Annotated in this window: 18 protein-coding genes; 9 read left to right on the plus strand and 9 right to left on the minus strand. The window is 62.1% G+C overall.

Annotation, left to right across the window (positions count from 1 at the left end; all coding sequences use genetic code 11):
* Positions 1-21: 21 nt before the first annotated feature.
* Positions 22-513, plus strand: a complete 492-nt coding sequence (locus ACVCNR_RS21765; protein WP_447076472.1) for a DUF2938 domain-containing protein — start codon at positions 22-24, stop codon at positions 511-513.
* A 278-nt stretch (positions 514-791) separates the two neighbouring features.
* On the opposite strand, the gene ACVCNR_RS21770 is transcribed toward ACVCNR_RS21765, so the two are convergent.
* On the minus strand, positions 792-2,372 hold the full coding sequence (locus tag ACVCNR_RS21770; protein ID WP_447076473.1) for a GMC family oxidoreductase: 1,581 nt from the start codon (positions 2,370-2,372) through the stop codon (positions 792-794).
* Between the two features lie 16 nt (positions 2,373-2,388).
* On the minus strand, positions 2,389-2,943 hold the full coding sequence (locus tag ACVCNR_RS21775; RefSeq protein ID WP_354198507.1) for a gluconate 2-dehydrogenase subunit 3 family protein: 555 nt from the start codon (positions 2,941-2,943) through the stop codon (positions 2,389-2,391).
* A gap of 336 nt (positions 2,944-3,279) precedes the next feature.
* Here ACVCNR_RS21775 and ACVCNR_RS21780 point away from each other — a divergent pair, with 336 nt between their 5' ends.
* From ACVCNR_RS21780 to ACVCNR_RS21810, 7 genes are all read left to right on the plus strand, one after another.
* The gene (locus ACVCNR_RS21780) at positions 3,280-5,193 is read left to right on the plus strand and encodes a sigma-54-dependent Fis family transcriptional regulator (RefSeq protein WP_447076474.1); all 1,914 of its coding nucleotides are present in this window, start codon (positions 3,280-3,282) and stop codon (positions 5,191-5,193) included.
* A 299-nt stretch (positions 5,194-5,492) separates the two neighbouring features.
* Positions 5,493-5,828 carry a carboxymuconolactone decarboxylase family protein gene (locus tag ACVCNR_RS21785; RefSeq protein WP_354198503.1) on the plus strand — a complete coding sequence of 112 codons (336 nt, stop codon included), beginning with the start codon at positions 5,493-5,495 and terminating at the stop codon, positions 5,826-5,828.
* Between the two features lie 211 nt (positions 5,829-6,039).
* Complete coding sequence (locus ACVCNR_RS21790; RefSeq protein ID WP_447076475.1) at positions 6,040-7,026, plus strand: thiamine pyrophosphate-dependent dehydrogenase E1 component subunit alpha; 987 nt, start codon at positions 6,040-6,042, stop codon at positions 7,024-7,026.
* Between the two features lie 56 nt (positions 7,027-7,082).
* On the plus strand, positions 7,083-8,114 hold the full coding sequence (locus ACVCNR_RS21795; RefSeq protein ID WP_447076476.1) for an alpha-ketoacid dehydrogenase subunit beta: 1,032 nt from the start codon (positions 7,083-7,085) through the stop codon (positions 8,112-8,114).
* A 2-nt stretch (positions 8,115-8,116) separates the two neighbouring features.
* Complete coding sequence (locus tag ACVCNR_RS21800; RefSeq protein WP_354198497.1) at positions 8,117-8,350, plus strand: biotin/lipoyl-containing protein; 234 nt, start codon at positions 8,117-8,119, stop codon at positions 8,348-8,350.
* A 5-nt stretch (positions 8,351-8,355) separates the two neighbouring features.
* The gene (locus ACVCNR_RS21805) at positions 8,356-9,054 is read left to right on the plus strand and encodes a 2-oxo acid dehydrogenase subunit E2 (RefSeq protein WP_447076477.1); all 699 of its coding nucleotides are present in this window, start codon (positions 8,356-8,358) and stop codon (positions 9,052-9,054) included.
* 169 nt (positions 9,055-9,223) lie between these two features.
* Complete coding sequence (locus ACVCNR_RS21810; RefSeq protein ID WP_447076687.1) at positions 9,224-10,153, plus strand: lipid kinase; 930 nt, start codon at positions 9,224-9,226, stop codon at positions 10,151-10,153.
* Between the two features lie 316 nt (positions 10,154-10,469).
* On the opposite strand, the gene ACVCNR_RS21815 is transcribed toward ACVCNR_RS21810, so the two are convergent.
* The gene (locus ACVCNR_RS21815; protein WP_447076478.1) at positions 10,470-11,354 is read right to left on the minus strand and encodes a methyltransferase domain-containing protein; all 885 of its coding nucleotides are present in this window, start codon (positions 11,352-11,354) and stop codon (positions 10,470-10,472) included.
* Positions 11,355-11,645: 291 nt separating this feature from the next.
* Between ACVCNR_RS21815 and ACVCNR_RS21820 the strand changes: the two genes are divergently transcribed.
* The gene (locus ACVCNR_RS21820; RefSeq protein ID WP_447076479.1) at positions 11,646-12,674 is read left to right on the plus strand and encodes a helix-turn-helix transcriptional regulator; all 1,029 of its coding nucleotides are present in this window, start codon (positions 11,646-11,648) and stop codon (positions 12,672-12,674) included.
* A gap of 182 nt (positions 12,675-12,856) precedes the next feature.
* On the opposite strand, the gene ACVCNR_RS21825 is transcribed toward ACVCNR_RS21820, so the two are convergent.
* The 6 genes from ACVCNR_RS21825 to ACVCNR_RS21850 all read right to left on the minus strand — a co-directional run bounded on the left by ACVCNR_RS21825 (position 12,857) and on the right by ACVCNR_RS21850 (position 20,737).
* Positions 12,857-13,552: a GntR family transcriptional regulator gene (locus tag ACVCNR_RS21825; RefSeq protein WP_435521613.1), complete on the minus strand. Its 696-nt coding sequence runs from the start codon at positions 13,550-13,552 to the stop codon at positions 12,857-12,859.
* A gap of 496 nt (positions 13,553-14,048) precedes the next feature.
* A complete protein-coding gene (sucD, locus tag ACVCNR_RS21830) occupies positions 14,049-14,966 on the minus strand; it encodes a succinate--CoA ligase subunit alpha (RefSeq protein ID WP_447076480.1) in 918 nt (305 codons plus the stop codon).
* The gene (sucC, locus tag ACVCNR_RS21835) at positions 14,966-16,165 is read right to left on the minus strand and encodes an ADP-forming succinate--CoA ligase subunit beta (protein WP_447076481.1); all 1,200 of its coding nucleotides are present in this window, start codon (positions 16,163-16,165) and stop codon (positions 14,966-14,968) included. The genes sucD and sucC overlap by 1 nt, the downstream gene beginning before the upstream one ends.
* Positions 16,166-16,260: 95 nt before the next feature.
* A complete protein-coding gene (locus tag ACVCNR_RS21840) occupies positions 16,261-18,387 on the minus strand; it encodes an acetate--CoA ligase family protein (RefSeq protein WP_447076482.1) in 2,127 nt (708 codons plus the stop codon).
* Positions 18,388-18,991: 604 nt separating this feature from the next.
* On the minus strand, positions 18,992-20,281 hold the full coding sequence (oxlT, locus tag ACVCNR_RS21845; protein WP_447076483.1) for an oxalate/formate MFS antiporter: 1,290 nt from the start codon (positions 20,279-20,281) through the stop codon (positions 18,992-18,994).
* A gap of 321 nt (positions 20,282-20,602) precedes the next feature.
* Complete coding sequence (locus tag ACVCNR_RS21850) at positions 20,603-20,737, minus strand: hypothetical protein (RefSeq protein WP_354198479.1); 135 nt, start codon at positions 20,735-20,737, stop codon at positions 20,603-20,605.
* Between the last annotated feature and the right edge of the window lie 517 nt (positions 20,738-21,254).

Consider the following 21,254-nt stretch of genomic DNA (forward strand, 5'->3'; position numbering starts at 1 on the left):
GTTGTGGGAGAGGACCAATCAATGACAAGCGTGTTGGGAGCCCTCTTTGTTGGGATCGGGGCGACAGCTGTAATGGACGGATGGGCAGTTTTCCAGAAATTGGTCTTCGGAGTGCCGTCTCTCGACTATCGGCTCGTCGGACGATGGATCGGTCATCTTCCCGGAGGCCGTTTCAGCCATGACGGCATCGCAAAGACACCGATGGCGCGAGGCGAAGCTGCACTCGGCTGGATGGCGCATTATGTGATCGGCATCGTCTTCGCGGCCATTCTTGTCTGTCTCTGGCCCGAATGGCTTCGGCATCCCACTTTGTTGCCCGCATTGATCATCGGCATCGGCAGCATCGTTGCTCCCTTCTTCATCCTTCAACCTTGCCTTGGGGCAGGCATCGCCGCATCTCGTACGCCGCAGCCCTGGCTCTCGCGGCTCCGCAGCCTCCTGGCCCATACCTTCTATGCAATCGGCCTCTTTGTCTCAGGTGTTTTGTTTGCGCGGTACATGCCGATTTCGTAGTCCGAAGGCCGGTACGGTAGACCGAACTGATCCGTTATCCTGCCTACGACAGAAGTCGAAACGGCCTTATCGCAAAATCCCCGTAGAGCGTCTCAAAACCCCTTCGCAGGTGGCTGGCAATCTGCTCGATCATGGCCAACCGCACTGTGAATCACCTCAATGCTCACAGGCCCGAAGGCCTTCTCAGATAGCGGAAACATGATCGGCGGCCGCATATGGTTGCATCAGGCATGAAGCCAGAGTCCTGCGAATGCGGCCGCCTTTGTTATTGGCTCCAATCAGATTTCGCCGCGGCTCATCGCCCCGGCTATGTAGTCGGCCTGCCGGATCGCCAGCGCGACGATGGTCAGGGTCGGGTTGTTGGAGCTGCTGGTCGGGAACACGCTGCCGTCCGACACGAACAGGTTCTTGATGTCGTGGGATTGGCCGTAGGCGTTCACGACGCCGTCGCGCGCGTTCTCGCTCATCCGGTTGGTGCCCATGTTGTGGGACGCCGGATAGGCGGGAAGATCATAGATCTCGCGCGACCCGACCGCCTCATAGATGCTCTTCATCGTGTCGTAGGCATGGTTGGTCATGTTGACGTCGTTGTTGTGCGGCGTCTTGGCCACGACCGGTATGGGCAGGCCGTACCGGTCCTTCTCGGTGGCGTGCAGGGTGATGCGGTTCTGCTCCTGCGGGAGGTCTTCGCCGCAGATCCATACACCTGACATGTAGGGGTATTTCTCGAGCGCCTTGGAAACCTTGCGGCCCCAGCCGGTCGGGCCGGGAACGAGGAACGCCGACAGGAAGCCGATGCCGAGCGCCAGCTTCTCGAGCTGGTAGCCGCCAATGAACCCGCGCTCGGGATTGTTGTGGGACTGGTCCGAGACGATGCCGGCGACCGAGGTGCCTCGGTTCATGTGGACCAGCCCCGGCATCACCGCATAGACGCCGGCAGTGGCGTGCGTCATGTAGTTGCGCCCGACCTGGCCGGACGAGTTGGCCAGCCCGTCCGGATATTTGCTGGACTCCGAATTGAGCAGCAGCCGGGGCGATTCGATGGAGTTGCCCGCCACGCAGACCAGCCGCGCCTTCTGGCGCTGCGTCTTGCCTTCCGCATCGGCATAGACCACGCCGGTCACCTTGCCGCTGTCGTCGTGCTCGATCTGCAGGACCATCGAATTGGGCCGCACCTCGCAATGGCCGGTCTCCACCGCGCTGGGGATCTCCGTGTACATGGTCGACCACTTTGCCTGGAACTTGCAGCCCTGCATGCAGAAGCCGGTCTGCTGGCAGGGCGGGCGGCCATCGCGCTCCACGGAGTTGATGGCCATCGGGCCCGATTTGATTTCCTTGAACCCGATGCGGCGTGCGCCTTCGGCGAGCACCTTGAAATCATTGCTCCATGGCAAGTCCGGCATACCGGTCGTCTCGCCGGTAACGCCCATCTTCAGTTCGGCCTTTTCGTACCAGGGCGTCATTTCCTGAAGCGAAACCGGCCAGTCGGCCATGTTGGCTCCGGCAATGTCGCCGTTGGTGGTCTTCATCTTGAACTCATGTTCCTGCAGGCGCAGCGCCACGCCGGCCCAATGGACCGTCGAGCCGCCGACGCCCTTGACGATCCAGGCCGGCAGGTTCGGGTGGTTGATTGCACCATGCCAGCCGCCTGCTGAGATGCGCTTGTCGAGCCACGATATTTTCTGGAACATCGCCCATTCGTCGTTCTCGATGTCGTCCATCGTGAACTGCTTGCCGGCCTCGAGCACCACGCTCTTGATGCCCTTCTGGGCAAGCTCGTTGGCGAGGGTACCGCCGCCTGCACCGGAACCGACGATAACGACGACGCTGTCGTCGTTCAGATCAAATTTTGCAGCCATGATTCCCTCCCGAACCTCAGAGCCAATCCAGATCGTCGAAACCGCGATAGAGGTAGCCGCCCTCCTCCCAGGACGAGCCCTCGTAGCCGAGCTTGGGCCACAGCTCCTTATTGTTGTAGATACCGAATAGGAGGCCGGTGCGAAGCTTCTGGAAGAACGGCGTCAGTTCGACCGAGCGCAGCACGGCGACGCGCTCGTCCTCCGAGGCAACGTCGACATAGGCCTTGCCGTAGAGCGATTGCGTGCGCGCGTTAACGTCCTTCAGGCCGTCGATGCAGAGCGTCGCGACGGCCGCGTCATTCCTGGCCTCCTCGAGGATGGCGTCGACCACCGCCTGGTAAGGCTGGTCGGGGATCAGGCCGTCATGCGGATAAATGTCCTTGGCCATGTGGAGCAACGTGGCTCCGGCCTCGTCCGGGAGCGGCTGGGCCGCCAGTGCGCCGGAGATCCCCGCGGTGGCCGCGCCGATGCCCAGTGCGGCGGTTATGCTTGTCGTTTTCAGGAACAGGCGCCGGTCGACCCGGTGCGTGAGCGGGTTCGACGGCTTTCTGTGTTTCAGACTAAAGTGCATTGCTTCCTCCGAGGTTGCTGTGGGTCTTTGGGCCTGCGCTCCAAGACCGAGCTGCAAGGCCCGTGCCAACATCCGGTGGGCTCGGAAAAGCAGCCGAAACATCTGGGAAACTCGTTCAATAACAATGCGCTGACAGAGATGCACAATGTGGGCGATATGCGCGGGCGGACGTTGGCGATCGCCGTCAAATCGCGGATGCGACGCGACAGGTGTCGCAGTGTCTCGACAAGGCGCGTTCGCTTGTAACGCCGGCAGCCTTCGGTGTACTTTAGCCTGCACGCAGGGAAGCGGCCTCGCTTGGGAGAACAGAGCCGCGATCGTGTAAAGGGAGGAGACATGTCGGCCGACACGCGCGCCTCGCAGGTCATTCAGGCATCCTGGAACCGGTGCGAGACCCAGTACGGACTCGACTCGACGCGTTCGCTGCCACCGCTGCGCCTGAGCGAAGGAGAGATCAGGCATGGCCGTGACCTCATCGCGGAATCGATGGCCAGGAGTTCGACGGTCGTGCACCAGTTGCGCGAGTTGGCGCGGGACACGAACTACTGCATGCTGTTCGCCGATCCGGACGGCGTCGTCGTCAAGACCTTCTCCGATACCGAGGATGCGCGCTCGCTGACGGCGCGAGGGCTGGGAACCGGCACCGTCTTTCGCGAGGCCGATGCCGGCACCAATGGCATCGGCACCTCGATCATCGAACGCAGGACCGTCACGGTCAACGGGGAGGAACACTACAATCCCACCTTCAAGCCGTTCATCTGCGTCTCGGCGCCGCTGATCGATCCAGACGGAAAGGCGCTCGGCGCGCTCGATCTCTCCGGTCTGCGGGTCGGCAGGCATTCCGAAGCGGCTTTCCTGCATCAGTTGCTCGACGATGCGGCCTTGTGGGTTCAGTCGGCTCTGTTCCGGCACCGCTACAAGAACAATTTTATCGTCGGCCTGTCACAGTCGCCGGGCATCGACCACTCCATGTTCCGGGCCCTCGTCGCCCTCGATGATGGCGGCCGGGTTTGCGGACTGTCCGAAAGCGCGCTGTCCCTGCTCGGCGGCGGCAACCGGACCAGCTTCTTGCACAGGCCGGTGGATGAGGTGCTCGGCGTTACCCTAGGCGCGCTGGAAAGCGGCAGCGGGCGCGTCCAGCGGGTCGATCCCGGAAAAACGAAAGCCGGCTACGTCTATCCGTTCCCGTACGAATCCGCAAGCCGGCCGGCCGCCCGCCCCGCCAGGCGGATCGAGAAGGCGCCGGATCGCCCCAGGCCGGTCCAGGTCCTGACGCTCGACCAGCTCACCGGCCGCGACGAGCGGATGCGTAAAAACGTGCAACTGGCCCGCCGCATCGCCGACCGCAACATTCCGGTCCTGCTGCAAGGAGAGACGGGCAGCGGCAAGGAGGTTTTCGCCCGCGCCCTGCATCTGGAAAGCCCGCGCCGCGACGGGCCGTTCGTCGCCGTGAACTGCGCGGCAATTCCGGACTCCCTGCTTGACAGCGAACTGTTCGGCTATGAAGCCGGCACTTTCACCGGCGGCCTCAAAGCCGGAAAGATCGGCAAGGTCGCCGCCAGCAACCACGGCACCCTGTTCCTCGACGAGATCGGCGACATGCGGCTGGACCTGCAGACCCGGCTGCTGCGCGTGCTGTCGGAGCGGGAGGTGACGCCGCTGGGCGGCATCGAACCGGTGCCCGTCGATCTCAAACTGATCTGTGCCACGCACCGCGACCTCCAGCGCATGGTGGAAACCGGCGAATTCCGCGAGGATCTCTACTACCGCATCAACGGTGCCAAGATCGTGCTGCCGCCATTGCGTGAACGGGGCGATCTCGCCGATCTCATCCATCAAATCGCGCGTGAGGAATCCGATCCGGGCCAGCCGGTGGAACTGGCAAGCGAGGCGCTGGATTGCCTGCTCGACAATCCGTGGCCAGGCAATATCCGCCAGTTGCGCAACGTCTTGAGCCTTGCCGTGCTCACCCGCGACGGGCCAAGGATCGAACTCGACGACCTGCCCGACGAAATCCGCCTCAGAGCCGGCGGCAAGCGAGGCGTCAGCGCGGATTTTTATCCGCCGCCGGAACGCATGGTATCCGGACTGAAGCAATCGCTGGGCGAGACCGAGCGCGAGCGCATCCATCGAGCGCTTCAGGACAGCAAATGGCAGGTGACCGAGGCGGCACGCCGTCTGGGGGTAAGCCGGGCGACCATCCATCGCAAGATGAAGGACTACGATATCGTTCGCCCCGATCGGCGCTGACCACGCCGTCGCGAATGGGTAGCCGCTGGCTCCGGATGCCGATGGCACCGGCCAGCCTTGCCGTGGCGCAGGCAGCGGCGCAGGCCTGCAACAGTTGTCACTCCCGAACTGCTTCCTTCGGCGGCTACGCCCGGTGAAATTCGTCGTCATCGGCGAACGGCGTCTTGGCACGACCCTTGCGTCGTCACTTTGGAACCCCGGCGTGACACCCTGTGTCGCGCCTTCGGTCCGCCGGCACCCCTCCCTGTCGGCGGACCGGCCCTCCATCCGCCCCGACATCGCACCTGAGAGGAAAGTCCATGAGCCAAACCAAGCAGAAACTCGATGAGATCAACGGACGCCTGAACGGCCTGTTCAAGGCCGAACGCCAGACGATGATGGCGTTCAAGGGACTGTCCGATGCCGCGACGCGTCCCGGCAAGATTTCGCCGGCGCTCAAGGAGTTGACGGCCATGGCGATCGCGGTTGCCAAGGGTTGCGACGATTGCGTCGTCTACCATACCGCCGCCGCGAAAAAACACGGCGCCAGCCGCGAGGAATTCACCGAAATGCTTGCCGTCGCGGTGGAAATGTCCGGCGGGCCGGGCGCGGTCTATGCGGCGAAGGCCGTCGTCGCCTTCGACGAGTTGGAGTAGTGACTGCTCCGGGGCGGCACCTTCCTGGTGCCGTCTCACCGGTGCCGCAAACGCGCGACACCTGTCACCGGCTTCCGACACCAACTACGACGTATAGCGTGGGTAATCCCACGATTTCAAAAACTTGCCCAAATGGCACGGTTCTTGTTTGCTCGTTCTTCGAGGCGCCCGCGACAGCCAGTCGCCGGCACGGTTCCAAGGAGGAGAGACCATGCAGCCGACCAAAGACCAGAAGCTCTGGATGTACGAGAATATGCTCGTCAGCCGCTTCTTCGAGGAAACGATCGAAAAGATCTATCTCGAGGGCAAGACGCCGGCCTTCAACATGGCCAACGGCCCTATCCCCGGCGAGATGCACTTGTCGAACGGACAGGAGCCTTGTGCCGTCGGCGTGTGCGCGCACCTCAAGCGCAGCGACATCGCCACCTCGACCCATCGTCCGCACCATGTGGCGATCGCCAAGGGTGTCGACCTGAACAGGATGGCCGCCGAGATCTTCGGCAAGAAGACCGGCCTGAGCGGCGGCCGCGGCGGCCACATGCACATCTTCGATGCCGACACCAATTTCTCCTGCTCCGGCATCATCGCACAGGGCATGGGGCCGGCCGTCGGCGCCGCACTTTCGCGCAAGATGCAGAACAAGGACGGCGTCGCCGTCGCCTTTCTTGGCGAGGGCGCCGTCAACCAGGGCGCTTTCCATGAAACGCTGAACCTTGCGGCCGTGTGGAAACTGCCGGTGGTCTTCGTGGTCGAGGACAACGCCTGGGGCATCTCCGTCTCCAAGGCGGATTCGACGGCCGTGCCACGCAACGATGTCCGCGCCGCCGCCTATGGCATGCCGGGCTTCTTCGTCCACGACAACGACCCGATCGCCATCTTCGATGTCGCCGGCGAGGCGATCAGGCGCGCGCGTGCCGGCGAAGGACCGACACTGATCGAGATAGACACCTACCGGCTGGCGGGCCATTTCATGGGCGACGCCGAGGGCTACCGGCCGAAGGGCGAGAAGGACGCTCTGTTTGCCAAGGACCCGATCCCGCGGCTGCGCGACCAGTTGATCAAGTCCGGCGAGATGACCGAAGCCGAGGACAGGTCGATCGTCGCCCGCGCCCGCAAACGCGTCGATGAAGCCATCGAATTCGCGCGCATGAGCGACTATCCGGACCCCGCGGAGGCGCTCGAAAAGGTTTTTGCGTGACACCGGCATTCGCCCCGGTTTCGCACAGTCATCGATAATCCCAAGGGAGTGAAACAATGAGCCAGACAGCGACACGATCGAACGAGCGGCGGCTGACCATAGCGCGCGCCATGGCCGAGGCCATCGCGCAGGAAATGCGTGTGGACCCGCGCGTCTTCGTCATGGGTGAGGACATCGGCCCGCTGGGCGGCGTATTCGGAAACACACGCGGCCTGATCGAGGAGTTCGGCAAGGAACGCGTGCGCGATACGCCGATCTCGGAGACGGGCTTCATCGGTGCCGCGGTCGGCGCGGCATCGGACGGGATGCGGCCGATCGTTGAACTGATGTTCGTCGACTTCTTCGGCGTGTGCATGGACGCCATCTACAATCTGATGGCCAAGAACACCTACTTCTCCGGCGGCAATGTGAAGGTGCCGCTGGTGCTGATGACCTCCACGGGCGGCGGCTATTCCGATGCCGGCCAGCACTCGCAATGCCTCTACGGCACCTTCGCCCATCTGCCCGGCATGAAGGTGGTGGCGCCGAGCAACGCCTATGACGCCAAGGGCATGATGACGGCAGCGATCCGCGACGAGAACCCGGTCATCTTCATGTACCACAAGGGCTTGCAGGGCATGGGCTGGCTGGGCACCGAACCGGGCGCAACCGTCAACGTGCCGGAAGAAAGCTATGTCGTCCCCTTCGGCAAGGCTTCCGTCGTGCGCGAGGGAACGGACGTGACGATCGTCGGCCTGGCGATGGGCGTTCACAATGCGCTGAAAGCCGCCGATGCACTGGCCAAGAAGGGCATCAGCGCCGAGGTCATCGACCTGCGCACGCTGGTGCCGCTCGACCGCGACATGGTGTTCAAGTCGGTCAAGAAGACCGGCCGCCTGATCGTCGTCGACGAGGACTACCGGAGCTACGGCGTTTCCGGCGAGATCATCACCAGCGTCGCCGAACGCGACGTGTCGGTGCTCAAGGCGACGCCCCAGCGCGTCACCTATCCGGATGTGCCGATCCCCTTCTCGCGGCCGATGGAACAGTTCTGCCTGCCTAACCCCGACAAGATCGTCGCGGCCTTCGAACATATGACGGGAGCGTGACCATGGCCGTCGATGTGACAATACCCGCCGACCTGTGGGACGGCGATCAGGAAGCGGTCATCACAACCTGGCTGGCCGGCGACGGTGCGGCCGTGGAAGCGGATTCGCTGATCGCCGAGATCATGGTCGAGAAGATCCAGTACGAGATCAGGGCGCCGGCCGATGGCGTCATCACCTTCATCAAGCAGGCCGATGATGTCGTCGCCAAGGGCGATGTCATCGCACGGATCGGATAGCGGCCATGGCAGGATACGCCGAAGTCCCCGCAACGCCCGCCGACCGCGTCGTGCCGCTGCGCGGCGTGCGGGGCATGATCGCCGACAAGATGCTGCGCAGCCTTTCCGAGGCCGCGCAACTCACCCACCACGCGGATTGCCGCGCCGACGCCTTGCTCAGGCGCAAGGCCGCGCTCACGGAAACCGGTGTCAAGGTCTCGATCGAGGATCTGATCCTCGACCGGGTGGTGGCGACGCTGCTCAACCATCCGGACCTCAACGGCATCGTAAAGGGCAAGGAGGTGCACCTGTCGGGAGCGGTGCATCTCAGCGTCGCCATGGCCCTGCCCGGCAACCTTCTGGTGGCGCCGGCGATCTTCAACGCCGAAAAACTGACGACCGAGGCGCGCGCCGCGGCCCGCAAGGATCTGGCCGAGCGGGCGCGCGCCAACAAGCTGACCGTGCCGGAGATGACCGGCGGCACCTTCACGGTCAGCAATCTCGGCCTGTCGCGCGTACGGTACTTCACCCCTATCCTGAACACACCACAGATCGGCATTCTGGGCATCGGTCGGATCGTCGAGGTAGCTTTTCCCGACGGCAAGGGTGGCGTTGAGTTCCACCCTGTCATGGGACTGTCACTGACCTTTGACCATCAAGCGGTGGATGGCGCGCCGGCAGCGGCGTTCCTGTCTGACCTGTGCGCGGCGCTCGAGGCGGCGTGACAATCATGGCGTGCCATCCGCTCGAACACGGATGGCCGACCGCAACTTCGCCCATCGCCGCCGCGCCCGAAGTGAAGCGGCGCGGACGCGAAGGCGTACGATCGTGCAGTTGACATCGGCATGCGCCCTCCCCACCTGCATGCCCGATGAACAGTTGTTTCGATATCCAATGACCCAACCGACCAGAAAGCGCGCGCTGCTGCTGCGCAATCCCAAAGCGCGGCGCGGCCAGGAGTCCATCGCGTCCGTTCTCCAGAGGCTGGAAGGTGGTGGGCTCGACGTAACCGTGGAAACCTTCGAGGCGCTGCCCGAGATCGCGCGCGATATCGTGCGCCTGCGCCACAGAGCCGATCTCGTGATCGTCTGCGGCGGCGATGGCTCTGTTTCTTCGGCCGCACTGGCAGCGATGGAAAGCGGCTTGCCTCTGGGCATCATCCCAATGGGCACAGCCAATGATCTCGCCCGAACGCTTGGCATCCCCATGGACCTGGCAGCAGCGGCCGAAGTGATTGCATATGGCAAACCTCGTCCCGTTGATGTCGGCACGGTCAATGGACATGCCTTTTTCAATGTCGCAAGCATTGGATTGAGCAGCGATCTCGCCGAGAGCCTCGATCCGGTATTGAAGAAGCGCTTTGGGAGGCTGGGATACACACTGGCTGCCGCGAGAGTGCTGACCCAGGCGTCCAGCTTCAGCGCGGAGATCACCGAGAAGGGACAGACAATCGAGGTCGAAACCTATCAGATCGCAATTGGCAACGGACGCCACTATGGTGGCGGCAATGTGGTTGAGGAAAGTGCGGAAATTGATGACGGCCATCTCGATCTTTACAGTCTCGAGATGAAAAACCTCTGGAAGCTAGCCTTGATGCTGCGCTCGTTTCGATCTGGAACGCACGGCGCCTGGAACGAGGTTCGCACGGCGCGGTGCGTCGAGTTTGACATCGAGACGAAAAATCCCATGCCGGTCAACACGGATGGGGAGATCGTGACCGCAACCCCAGCCCATTTCAAGGTCCACCCCAAGGCCATTGCTATTTTTGCGCCAACCATCGAAGCACCGGTCGAGATGGACCGACCTCATCTCTATCATCGCTGAGAAAGTTCATCGGGGCATCGGGGGCGAAAAAGCGCTTGAAGCCGTGACCGGGCATGTCATCGCGCGATCACCCATGATCGTAGTCGCAGGTGCTACATTGGTCGACATGCAACGGCGTGTCAGAATTCACTATGGCCGCGTGGCCAGTCGGCTCCGGGCGCAAACCCGGACAGGTTGGCCAGAAGAACTCTCTTCATCGTGCTGCTGCCGTTTCGCGTGGTTTTCGCCGTCCAATGGCGCCCCCTCGCTAGCCTGAAGCGACGTGGTCCGATCGAGATGCTGTGCCTATCTGTCGATCCAACGGAAAAGTCTCTGTTCACAACGGCATACGCCCCCAAAGCCGATAGAACAGGTGCGACGTCACCAGCACTTCAGGATCGGACAGATGATTCTCAAGGGCTGCCATATCTTCATCGATTTTCCTTTGTGTCAGGAAACCTTCCTTCACAAGCCTGCCGCTCAGATTGCCGATGAAATCGCGCAGGATGGGCCGTCGGTCGTGGCCGGGCGGATAGACATGGATGACCGGGACGACGCAGATATCTTTCACGCCCGCCTCGCGGAACATTCGGTGCGTGCGGCGGCCGACAAAGAGATCGATCCCGTGCGCCATCGAATAGGCCTTGTAGGCCTCAAGCAGGCGGTGCCATGCAGGCAACGGCGGATCGCATGTATGGGGAAGGTAATCGGCCTCGAAGCTGGCCACCCAACCGCCGGGCCGCACGAGCGACACCATCTCGCGTACGATGCGTTCGGGCTCGGGAACATTTACCAGGACGAGGCGCATGTGAGCGCCGTCGAATGCGCTACGTGGCAGCCTGGTGTCGTAGGCATCCCCTTCTCGGACTTCGACCTGCGACAGTCCGCGACCGGCGACGAAGCGTCGTGCCTGCTCGACGAAATGCGGGCTGCGATCGATGCCGAGAACGGAGCCGGCAGGGCCGACGCGCTCTGCAAGGAGATGCAGGACCCCTCCCGGCCCGCATCCGAGATCAACCACCTGTTCACCGGGCGAGATTCCAATGAGATCGAACTGCGCCGCCGAATCCGGTCCGAGATCGTTAATCTGTCGTTGCAGCCGCTGTTCCTCGGGCTGAGCCCGTCCGAGTAGATAGTCATCCGCCACCGTCGCGAATTCGGTGTCCTGGCGGCGATCGCGTGCATGCACTTCGGTTCTTGGCCTGCCTGGCTCGGCGATCATGGAAAACTGGCTCCTTGGTCGTCACGGATTCTATGCAGATTGAATGCAACGTCGGCGAATTGCGTCATCAACGATGATCTGACTTCGGTGTGCAAAGCGGATACCGCTGCCATTTCTGCATGTCTTCAATCTGCCTTGTTGGAACGAAAAGTCAGATCGAGCGACGTTAGCGGTGCCGGGTCAGCTTGTCGTGGACAGGAATGAACGGAGTTATGGACTCAGGCGAAGGGATGACGTTTTTGAGGGAATGCTGTAAATTCCATGTCGCCGGAACGTATGAAGAGGGTCGCTATGATCTCCTCAAACGCCGGGTTCGCCCCAACCCGTCTTTCGACCGATAGCTTGCCCGAACGGGATCGGCTCGAATTTTGGCGAGAGGCTATCGCGCGCGGAGTTGCGAAACTCGAGGTCGATCCGGTGCCCGACCATCTGCCCTCCGCGCGCATGACCCTGGTCGCCTTGCCCGGGGTCGACATTGCCTGTCTATCGGATTCAGGCATGTGCTATCGGCGCACACCAGACCTGATCGACAGTGATGACTTGTTGTTGGTCGTGGCTTTGGCAGGCGCTCGCACGATGAAACAACTCGGGCGCAAAGTCACAACCTGTGCAGGCGAGGCTACTTTGCTTTCATGTGCGGAGACCGGTCACGCAATTCCCCGTGAGCTTCAACGTCGCCGGCTGGACATCCGCATCCCCTACAATGTGCTCTCCCCGATGGTCGGCGATGTGGAGGACGCGATCTGCAGGCCCATTCCGTCGACGGTAGATGCATTGCGATTGCTCGTCGGCTACGCTGCCGCCCTTGACGATTTGGATATCGGCCTGACACCGTCGCTGGCCCTTAGCGCCGCAACCCACATCCAGGATCTCGTAGCCCTCTCGATCGGCGCGACCCGGGATGCCGCGGCCATTGCAAGAGGCCGGGGACTGCGTGCGGCACGGCTCAAGGCGATCAAGGCGGACATCCTCGGCAATCTCGGCCAGCACGATCTCACCGTTAGCAACGTCGCATTGCGCCATAGAATAACACCGCGTTATGTTCAGATGCTATTTGAAACCGAGGGGCGGACGTTTTCCTCATTTGTTCTGGATCAGCGCCTCTCACGCGCCCATCAGCTGCTGACTGATCCGGATCACGCTGGCTGGACGGTCAGCGCCATTGCATTCGAGGTCGGCTTCGGTGATCTCTCCTACTTCCATCGCACATTTCGCCGGCTTTACGGTGCGACACCAGCCGATATTCGACGAGGCACCCGCCAAGATTCAGGCAATGGTATTGAAGTTAGGACCCCTATCCCTCGGGACGTCACTCAATAAGCGGAACGATCGCAAGGCAAAAATCCATGCGGGTCCGTGGCTGGCGGCTGGATGATCCCCTCAAACGGGGATCGAGATGGTAAAGGTGCATACACTGCGGAAGATGCACGAAGCTCTATTATATCATCAGCGACTGCTGAAACGCACCAAGCCAGCACTGGCTGGCTCCGCCATTTTCTGTTTCAGTCAAAGATGCCCTTGCTATGCTTTTCCACATAGGCGGCGAGCCCCAGCGTGTGATCGCGGGAGAGCTTCTCGGCAAGCTCGGTATCACGCCGCTCCAGTGCATCGATGATGGCCAGGTGGTCCTTGATCGACTGGCTGGCACGATCGTCGCGGCCAATGGTGATCTTGCGGATGCCGCGCACATGCAGAAGGATGTCGTCGGTCATGCTTTGCAGCACCCTCGACCCGGTCAGTTCGATCATCGTCTGATGAAAGGCAATGTTGGCAGACGAATATTCGCCGAGATAATCTTCCGGGCGGTGGCTTTCGTTGAATTCCTCGAACAGGTTGCGTAGCCGGGCGATCTCATTGCCGCTGGCGTTGAGAGAGACCAGCCGCGCGGCCATGCCCTCCAAGGCTGCCCAGACCTGGATCATCTCGATCACTTCGCGCTTTGTCTTGCGCAGCACCAGAACGCCGCGTCGCGGCACGGACTTCACAAAACCCTGCTGCTCCAGCATGGCCAGCGCCTCGCGGATCGGCGTGCGGCTCACACCAAGCCGTTCGGCGAGCTGGCGCTCGTCCAGCCAGGTTTCCTCATTGGTGCCATAGATTTCCATATTGGCGATCGCGTGTTTCAGCGTCCCATAGATCCGCGTCTTGAACGTTGGCTCGGTCGTCACCGGTTCGAGGACAAGATCGGGCGTCGGCATCTCCGCTACAGGCCAGCGCGTCTGGGGTCTGGAAGCCAAAGTGTAAAATCTCCAAAGTATCGAAAGGATAAGCGGCGCTGTCTATTGGTTCATACTAGCACTTTCTATCCTAAAAACGAAAGCGGCCGTTTTGCTGCACCTCTGAAACGCGCACCCGGTTTCGACCGAATACCAACGTTTTCCTGCAGGGCCTGCACAATATCGCTGTCATCGGAAAATCCCGCCATGCCTTAATGTTCCAGCCGCGACAGATACCGTCTGGCCGGTCACTCTGACTTGCTCTCGTGGGGCCCGTCTCCGACGGCCTGCGACCAAGGGTAGCGGCTGGTTCCCGGCCCGTCCCAGCGCATCGACGGAACCGAGATACAGCAGCCTTATGCCATCTCAAGCTGGCAGGGCCGCCGGAAACGGGTTGGCGTGAGAGGCTGCCAGGGCATCGGCGCAACGCATGGCCAGGAAGGACTGGCCCGCATCTTTCCGATGCCCATCGCCCCTCTCAACCGTTGGCGGCCATGCGTTGACCGCCGCGCAGATCGTCGAGCAGCGACACCAGCGTAGTTCCCAGGCTGGCAGGCGTAGGCGAGACGCGGATCCCCGCTTGTTCCATCGCCGCGACCTTGTCCTCGGCCGCGCCCTTGCCGCCCGAGATGATGGCGCCGGCATGGCCCATGCGCCGTCCGGGTGGCGCGGTGCGGCCGGCCACAAAGCCGACCGTCGGCTTGGAACGCCCGCGCCGGGCCTCATCTGCCAGGAACTGCGCCGCGTCCTCCTCGGCCGATCCGCCGATCTCGCCGATCATGATGATCGATTCTGTCGCCGGGTCGGCGAGAAACTGTTCCAGCACGTCGATGAACTCGGTGCCCTTGATGGGGTCGCCACCTATGCCGACCGCGGTGGTCTGCCCGAGCCCCTGCTGCGATGTCTGGAACACCGCCTCATAGGTCAGCGTGCCCGAGCGCGAGACGATGCCGACCGACCCCTGCCGGAAGATCGAGCCGGGCATGATGCCGATCTTGCATTCGCCGGCGGTGATGATACCGGGACAATTAGGCCCCACCAGCCGCGATTTCGAGCCGGTCAGCGCCCGCTTGACGCGTGCCATATCGAGCACCGGAATACCTTCGGTGATGCACACGATGAGCGGGATTTCCGCATCGATCGCCTCGCAAATCGCGTCGGCCGCACCGAAGGGCGGCACGTAGATCATCGAGGCATCGGCATCGGTGGCGGCGCGCGCCTCGGCCATGGTGTCGAAGACGGGCAGCCCGAGATGGGTGGCCCCGCCCTTGCCCGGCGAAACGCCGCCAAGCAGTTGGGTGCCGTAGGCGAGCGCCTGCTCGCTGTGGAAGGTTGCAGTCTTGCCGGTGAAGCCCTGGCACAGGACGCGGGTGTTCCGGTCGATGAGAATGGACATCAGTGGCTTCCTCCTACCGCCTTGACGATCTTGCGGGCGGCGTCATCGAGATCGTCGGCGGCAATGACGTTGAGGCCGCTTTCGTCGATGATCTTCTTGCCCAGTTCCACATTGGTGCCTTCGAGCCGCACCACCAGCGGCACTTCGAGGCCCACCTCCTTCACCGCCGCAATCACGCCCTCGGCAATGATGTCGCAGCGCATGATGCCACCGAAGATGTTGACGAGGATGCCCTTTACGTTCGGGTCGGAGGTAATGATCTTGAAGGCGGCGGTGACCTTCTCGGCAGTCGCGCCACCGCCGACGTCGAGGAAGTTCGCAGGCTCTGCACCGTAGAATTTGATGATGTCCATGGTGGCCATGGCCAACCCCGCGCCATTGACCATGCAGCCGATGGAGCCGTCGAGGGCGATGTAGGACAGGTCGTATTTCGACGCCTCGATCTCCTTGGCGTCCTCCTCCGTTTCGTCGCGTAGCGCGGCGATGTCGGGATGACGGGCCAGTGCGTTGGAATCGAAGCCCAGTTTGGCGTCGAGGCACTTCAGCTCGCCATCGCTCGAAACGATCAGCGGATTGATCTCCAGCATCTCCATGTCCTTGGCGATGAAGGCGGTGTAGAGCTTCTGGGTCAGCGACTGCGCCTGCTTGGCAAGATCGCCTTCGAGGCCGAGCGCCTGCGCCACCCGGCGACCGTGATGGGGCATGACGCCGGTGGCCGGATCGACCGGGAAGGTAACGATGCGTTCGGGCGTGTCGTGGGCGACCTGCTCGATATCCATACCGCCTTCGGTCGAGACGACAAAGGAGACGCGGCTGGTGACCCGGTCGATCAGCAGCGAGATGTAGAACTCCTTCTCGATCCGCGACCCGTCCTCGACATAGAGCCGGTTGACCTGCTTGCCGGACGGGCCGGTCTGCACGGTCACGAGCGTGTTGCCGAGCATCTCGGCCGCGTCGGCGCGAATATCGACGAAGGACTTTGCAAGGCGCACGCCGCCCCCGGCGGTTTCCGGCAGTTCCTTGAACCTGCCCTTACCGCGCCCGCCGGCATGGATCTGCGCCTTGACCACATAGACCGGGCCCGGCAGCTTGCCGGCGGCCTCCGCCGCTTCCTCGATGGTCATGGCCGGAAAGCCCTGCGGCACCGGCACGCCGAAACCGCGCAGTACCTCCTTGGCCTGATATTCATGGATGTTCATCGGGAAATCCCCTCAAGATTCAGACAGATTCCGGGATGGCCCGGCGCGGCACGCGCCGGGTTCGCTATTCAGGAATGTGCGTTCCGCTTCCGGCTTCAGAGAAGCCCGGCACCGCGGGCCCATTTGTACTTGGCCCCCAGCACCTCGACCGGCAGTTCGGTCGAATAGGCGTAGGCGGGAATGCCGTTCTGGTAGAGATATTCGGCGGCCTCCTCGACCTCCACGTCTCCGGCCAGCGAGGCAACCATGGGCTTCTCGATGCCCTTTGCGGCCATCTCTTCCTTTACCTCAACCATGAGCTTGGCAAAGACCATCGGCGGCGTGACGATGGTGTGCCAGTAGCCGAGGATCAGCGAATGGATGCGATCATCCTCAAGGCCCAGACGCACAGTGTTCTTGTAGGTCTGGGGCGGTTCGCCGCCGGTAATGTCGACCGGATTTCCGGCCGCGCCGAAAGGCGGGATGAATTTACGGAAGGCGGCGTCCAGATCGTGCGGCATGGTCATCAGTTTCAGGCCGTTGTCGACGCAGGCATCCGACAACAGCACGCCCGATCCGCCGGCACCGGTGATGATGACAACATTCTCACCCTTCGGCGTCGGCAGGATCGGCACGCCGCGGGCGAATTCCAGCAATTGGCGCAGCGAACCGGCCCGGATGACGCCGGATTGGCGGAACACGTCGTCATAGATCTTGTCGTTGCCGGCCAGCGCACCCGTATGCGACGAGGCCGCCTTGGCGCCGGCGGAGGTACGCCCCGCCTTGAGCACGACGATCGGCTTCTTCTTCGATACCCGCCTGGCCGCCTCGGCGAAAGCGCGTCCGTCCTTCAGGTCCTCGCAATGCTGGGCGATGATGCTGGTGTTGTCGTCCTGCTCGAAGAAAGCAAGCAGATCGTCCTCGTCGATATCGGACTTGTTGCCGAGGCCGACGATCGCCGAAACGCCCATCCTGGCCGAGCGGGAGAAGCCGATGATGGCCATGCCGATGCCGCCGGACTGCGACGACAGGGCCGCCGAGCCCTTCACATCATAGGAGGTGCAGAATGTGGCGCACAGATTGGACGGCGTGTAGTAGAAGCCGTAGATGTTCGGCCCCATCAGGCGGATACCGTATTTCTGGCCGATCTCGACGATCTCGTCCTGCAGCTCGGGCGCGCCCGCCTCCGCAAAGCCGGAGGGGATGAGGACCGCGCCGGGGATTTTCTTCTCTCCGCACTCGGTCAGCGCGCCGGCCACGAACTTGGCCGGGATGGCGAAGATCGCCGTGTCGATAACGCCTTCCACCTCATTGACGCTGCGATAGGCCTTGTAGCCGAGGATCTCGTCGGCCTTGGGGTGGATCGGGTAAATCTTGCCCGCATAGCCGCCGTTGATAAGGTTCTTCATCACCGAGTTGCCGATCTTGCCGTCCTCGGCCGACGCGCCGATGACCGCCACCGCCTGTGGGCGCATGATGCGGTTCATTGCCTTGACGATGTCGTCCTGGCTGGGCCGCGGGCGCGGGGCGGGCTGGTCGTAGTCGACCACGATACGCACGTCCGCGGCGATGGCGCCATCCTTCGTGGCGAAGACCGGGTTGAGGTCGAGCTCGACGATTTCGGGATAGTCGTTCACGAGGTTGGAGACGCGAACGATCATGTCGGCCAGCGCATCTCGGTTGACCGGATCGCCGCCGCGCACGCCCTTCAGCATCTCGGCCGCCTGAATGCCGTCCAGCATCGAAAGCGCCTCGTCGCGGGTGACCGGGGCGAGGCGGAAGGTGATGTCCTTCAGCACTTCCACCAGCACCCCGCCGAGGCCGAAGGCCACCAGCTTGCCGAAGCTGGAGTCGGTGACGGCACCGATGATGACCTCCTGGCCGCCGGCCAGCATCTGCTGCACCTGGACGCCGTCGATCCGGGCGTCGGCCCTGTATGCCTTGGCATTGGCGACGATCTTGTCATAGGCCGCCTTCGCTTCCTCTTCCGACTTGACGCCGACGATGACACCGCCGGCCTCGGTCTTGTGCAGGATGTCGGGGGAAACGATCTTCATGACCACCGGAAAGCCCATGCCCCCGGCGAGGCTGGCCGCTTCGGCGGCACTGCCGGCAAGGCCTTCCTGCGGCACCGAAATGCCATAGGCGTCACACAGAAGCTTGCCTTCGGGCGCGGTCAAAGCCTGACGCCCTTCGACCTTCACCTTCTCAAGAACGCTGCGTACGGCGGTTTTCTCCAGCATGCTCTCCTCCTTGGCAGTGCGGGCGGTCTTTGACCGTGTTCTGACGTCAGTTTGTGACGGCATGGTAAGTTGGCATTTTGTATACCAGTAATTTCAATGTCAACCCTGATCGGGGCTGTCCTTGGATCGTTCGCATTGGGCCAAGAGGCCGAATGTGCGGCTGGCCCGGTAACGCAGCCTAAATTGAGGCCACGATCGCTTTGTGGGCACCTCTGCATTGGAGGAAGTGCGCCTGCATCAACATCTCGATCCGATCGCACAAACCGGATCCTGCCCGGCTTTTATCTCACACCGCGCCGGCTTTGCTGGCGCAGCAGCAGTTCAACGGTGGGAAGTCGCGACTGTAGCCGCGACGTTCCGTTTTCTGCCGACCGATTTGCACGAGCGTCCGGCTTCGCCTGAACCGTCTTTCCTCTGGCTCAGCCAAAAGGTTGCTTGCGCATCGGGTCGTAGCCGTGGGGTGTCGCAGCCCTTGCGGCTGCGGCACCCCCGAGGATAGTGGCGGCGGGTTCGCCGCTGGAAAGCAGGCCCGGTGCCTGCCCGCCGGCTTCAGGGAAACAGGAGACCCTGTCGACCCGTTGGCCGGCTCGAAGGCCGATATCGGTCAGGCCGCCTGCAGCGCTGTTGCCTCGGCGCGCCGGATGATCCCGGCCCGCCATGGTTTCAGCACGGCGATAGCGAGGATTGCTGCCACCGCATTGAGAACCACGCCGATGATGAAGACGTTGTCCCAGTTGCCGCCTGCGGCGAGCGCAGTGCCGGAAGGAACCAGCAGGGCCGCCGTGCCCTTGGCCGTGTACAGCAGGCCGGAATTGGTGGCCGCATATTTGGAGCCGAACGTGTCCGTACAGGTGGATGGGAAGAGCGAATAGATCTCGCCCCAGGCAAAGAACACGAGACCGCTCAAGAGAACGAACATCGCCGGGACATGGGCATAGAGGTAGAGCAGATAGATGCCCACGGCTTCGATCGCGAAACAGATGAACATCGTGTTCTCGCGTCCGATCTTGTCCGATACCCATCCGCAGATCGGCCTCGTGACGCCGTTCAGCACACGGTCGATCGTGGCCGCGAGCGTGAGTGCGGGAATGCCCAGCCACATCGGGATGTCGGCCACGCCGAGATCCTGCGCCATGGGCGCGAGGTTGGCGGTGACCACCAAGCCGCCGGCGCCGACAGCCACGAACATTACATACATCAGCCAGAAGATCGGGTGCTTGAGTACTTCAGACGGCGTGAACTGGCGCCGGGACTGCAGGTTCGGCCCTTTGGTCATCGGCTCGGGAACCTGTCCTTCCTTTGGTGCGAAGAGGAAGAAGGCGAGGATAATGATGATCACGCCCTGGCCAAGTCCGAAATAAAGGAAGGCATTCTGGAAGCCGAAATTGGCGATGGTCGCCTGGATCGGCCACACGGTCAGCGCCGAACCGGCGCCGAAGCCCGCTGCGGTGAGACCTGAGGCAAGGCCGCGCTTGTCCGGGAACCATTTGAGCGCGTTGGCGACACATGTGCCGTAGACAGCACCTGCACCGATACCGGCAAGCACCTGTCCGACGATGAGAAGGAACATGGTGTCAGCCATGGAATTCACCATCCAGCCGAGCGCACAGAATACGCCGCCGAAGATGATGACGCTTTTGGGCCCGTATCTGTCGACGAACCAACCCTCGACCGGCACCAGCCAGGTCTCGAACAGAACGAAAAGCGTAAAGGCCCACTGGATTTCGGTCCGGCCCCAGCCGAACTCCTTGTCGATCTCGGGCACGAAGAACGTCCAACCATATTGAAGGTTGGCGATCATCACCATGCACACGACGCCTATCGCGATCTGCCCCCACCTGAACCGATCGCTGACAAGCGGCGTCCGTGAGGCAGCCTGCATTGTCTGGGTCATCTCCTCCCCTTTCCTACGCTTTATTTTTCGGCCCTAGGCCACGCGCTGGAACTCCATTCTGGTATCTATTATGCCAATTGACAAGAGGGAGATTTCATCGATCCGCACTGGACCAGAGATTTGGCGCGTCTGTCAGTCAGGTCCGCCATAAAAGAAAGACCGCTGCCGAAGCTAGACGGCAGCGGTCGGGAAGAATGAGGATTATCGGCTCTTTCTCTGTGCCTATGAGGCGCTCCCATTTTTGCTCGATATCAATAATATGATGTAATTACAATTCACTATAGAATTCCAGTCGACCGGACAGGCTCCGTCTGGAAGCGTTCAAAGGCCGAAAGGCTCGTAGTTGCGGTTGCGGGCGTTCTTCTCGGCGACCTGATCCAGGAAAGCCAGAATCGTCTTGATGAGGCTCTTTCTGCTCTTGCCGATGCTGCCTGCACTGACTGAATGGAAGGTCATTGTCTACTCCTTGGTTAAGATTGGCCGCCAATTGGCATGCCACATTCCAAAACTCAAGCGCTCCAGGCGCATATCAGCTCTCCCATCCCTGCATAGATTGTCACCCCCCGTCCCTGTTTCGGACGATTCCAGGCTTTTGTGGCCCTCTATTAACGCAAAGTAGCCGAATTCGCTTCGTCATCGCGGCGATTTGACTACTGGTATTAATTATGCCAGCATATCAATATGGCGGACGGACAGCATCCAAAGACACAAGACAGTGGGACGGCGAAGCGACCCGGCAGCGATAGCTCCGAGCGCCCCTCATCAGGCGCGACAGTGCCGACGGACCAGGAGCAGCCAGCACCGCTTCGGCGCACACAGGATGCAGGGAGGTCCCGCCCCGGAAGCTGCCAGGAGATCCAACGGTGGGGGATCGGCAGACATCCGGGCGACACGAGAAGAAGCGGTGCCGGTCATGAGGTGAGACGTGCCACCGGCACCTCGGGGACACCGTGTGCATATGGGCGCGCGGTCG

Source organism: Aquamicrobium terrae (assembly GCF_052978165.1).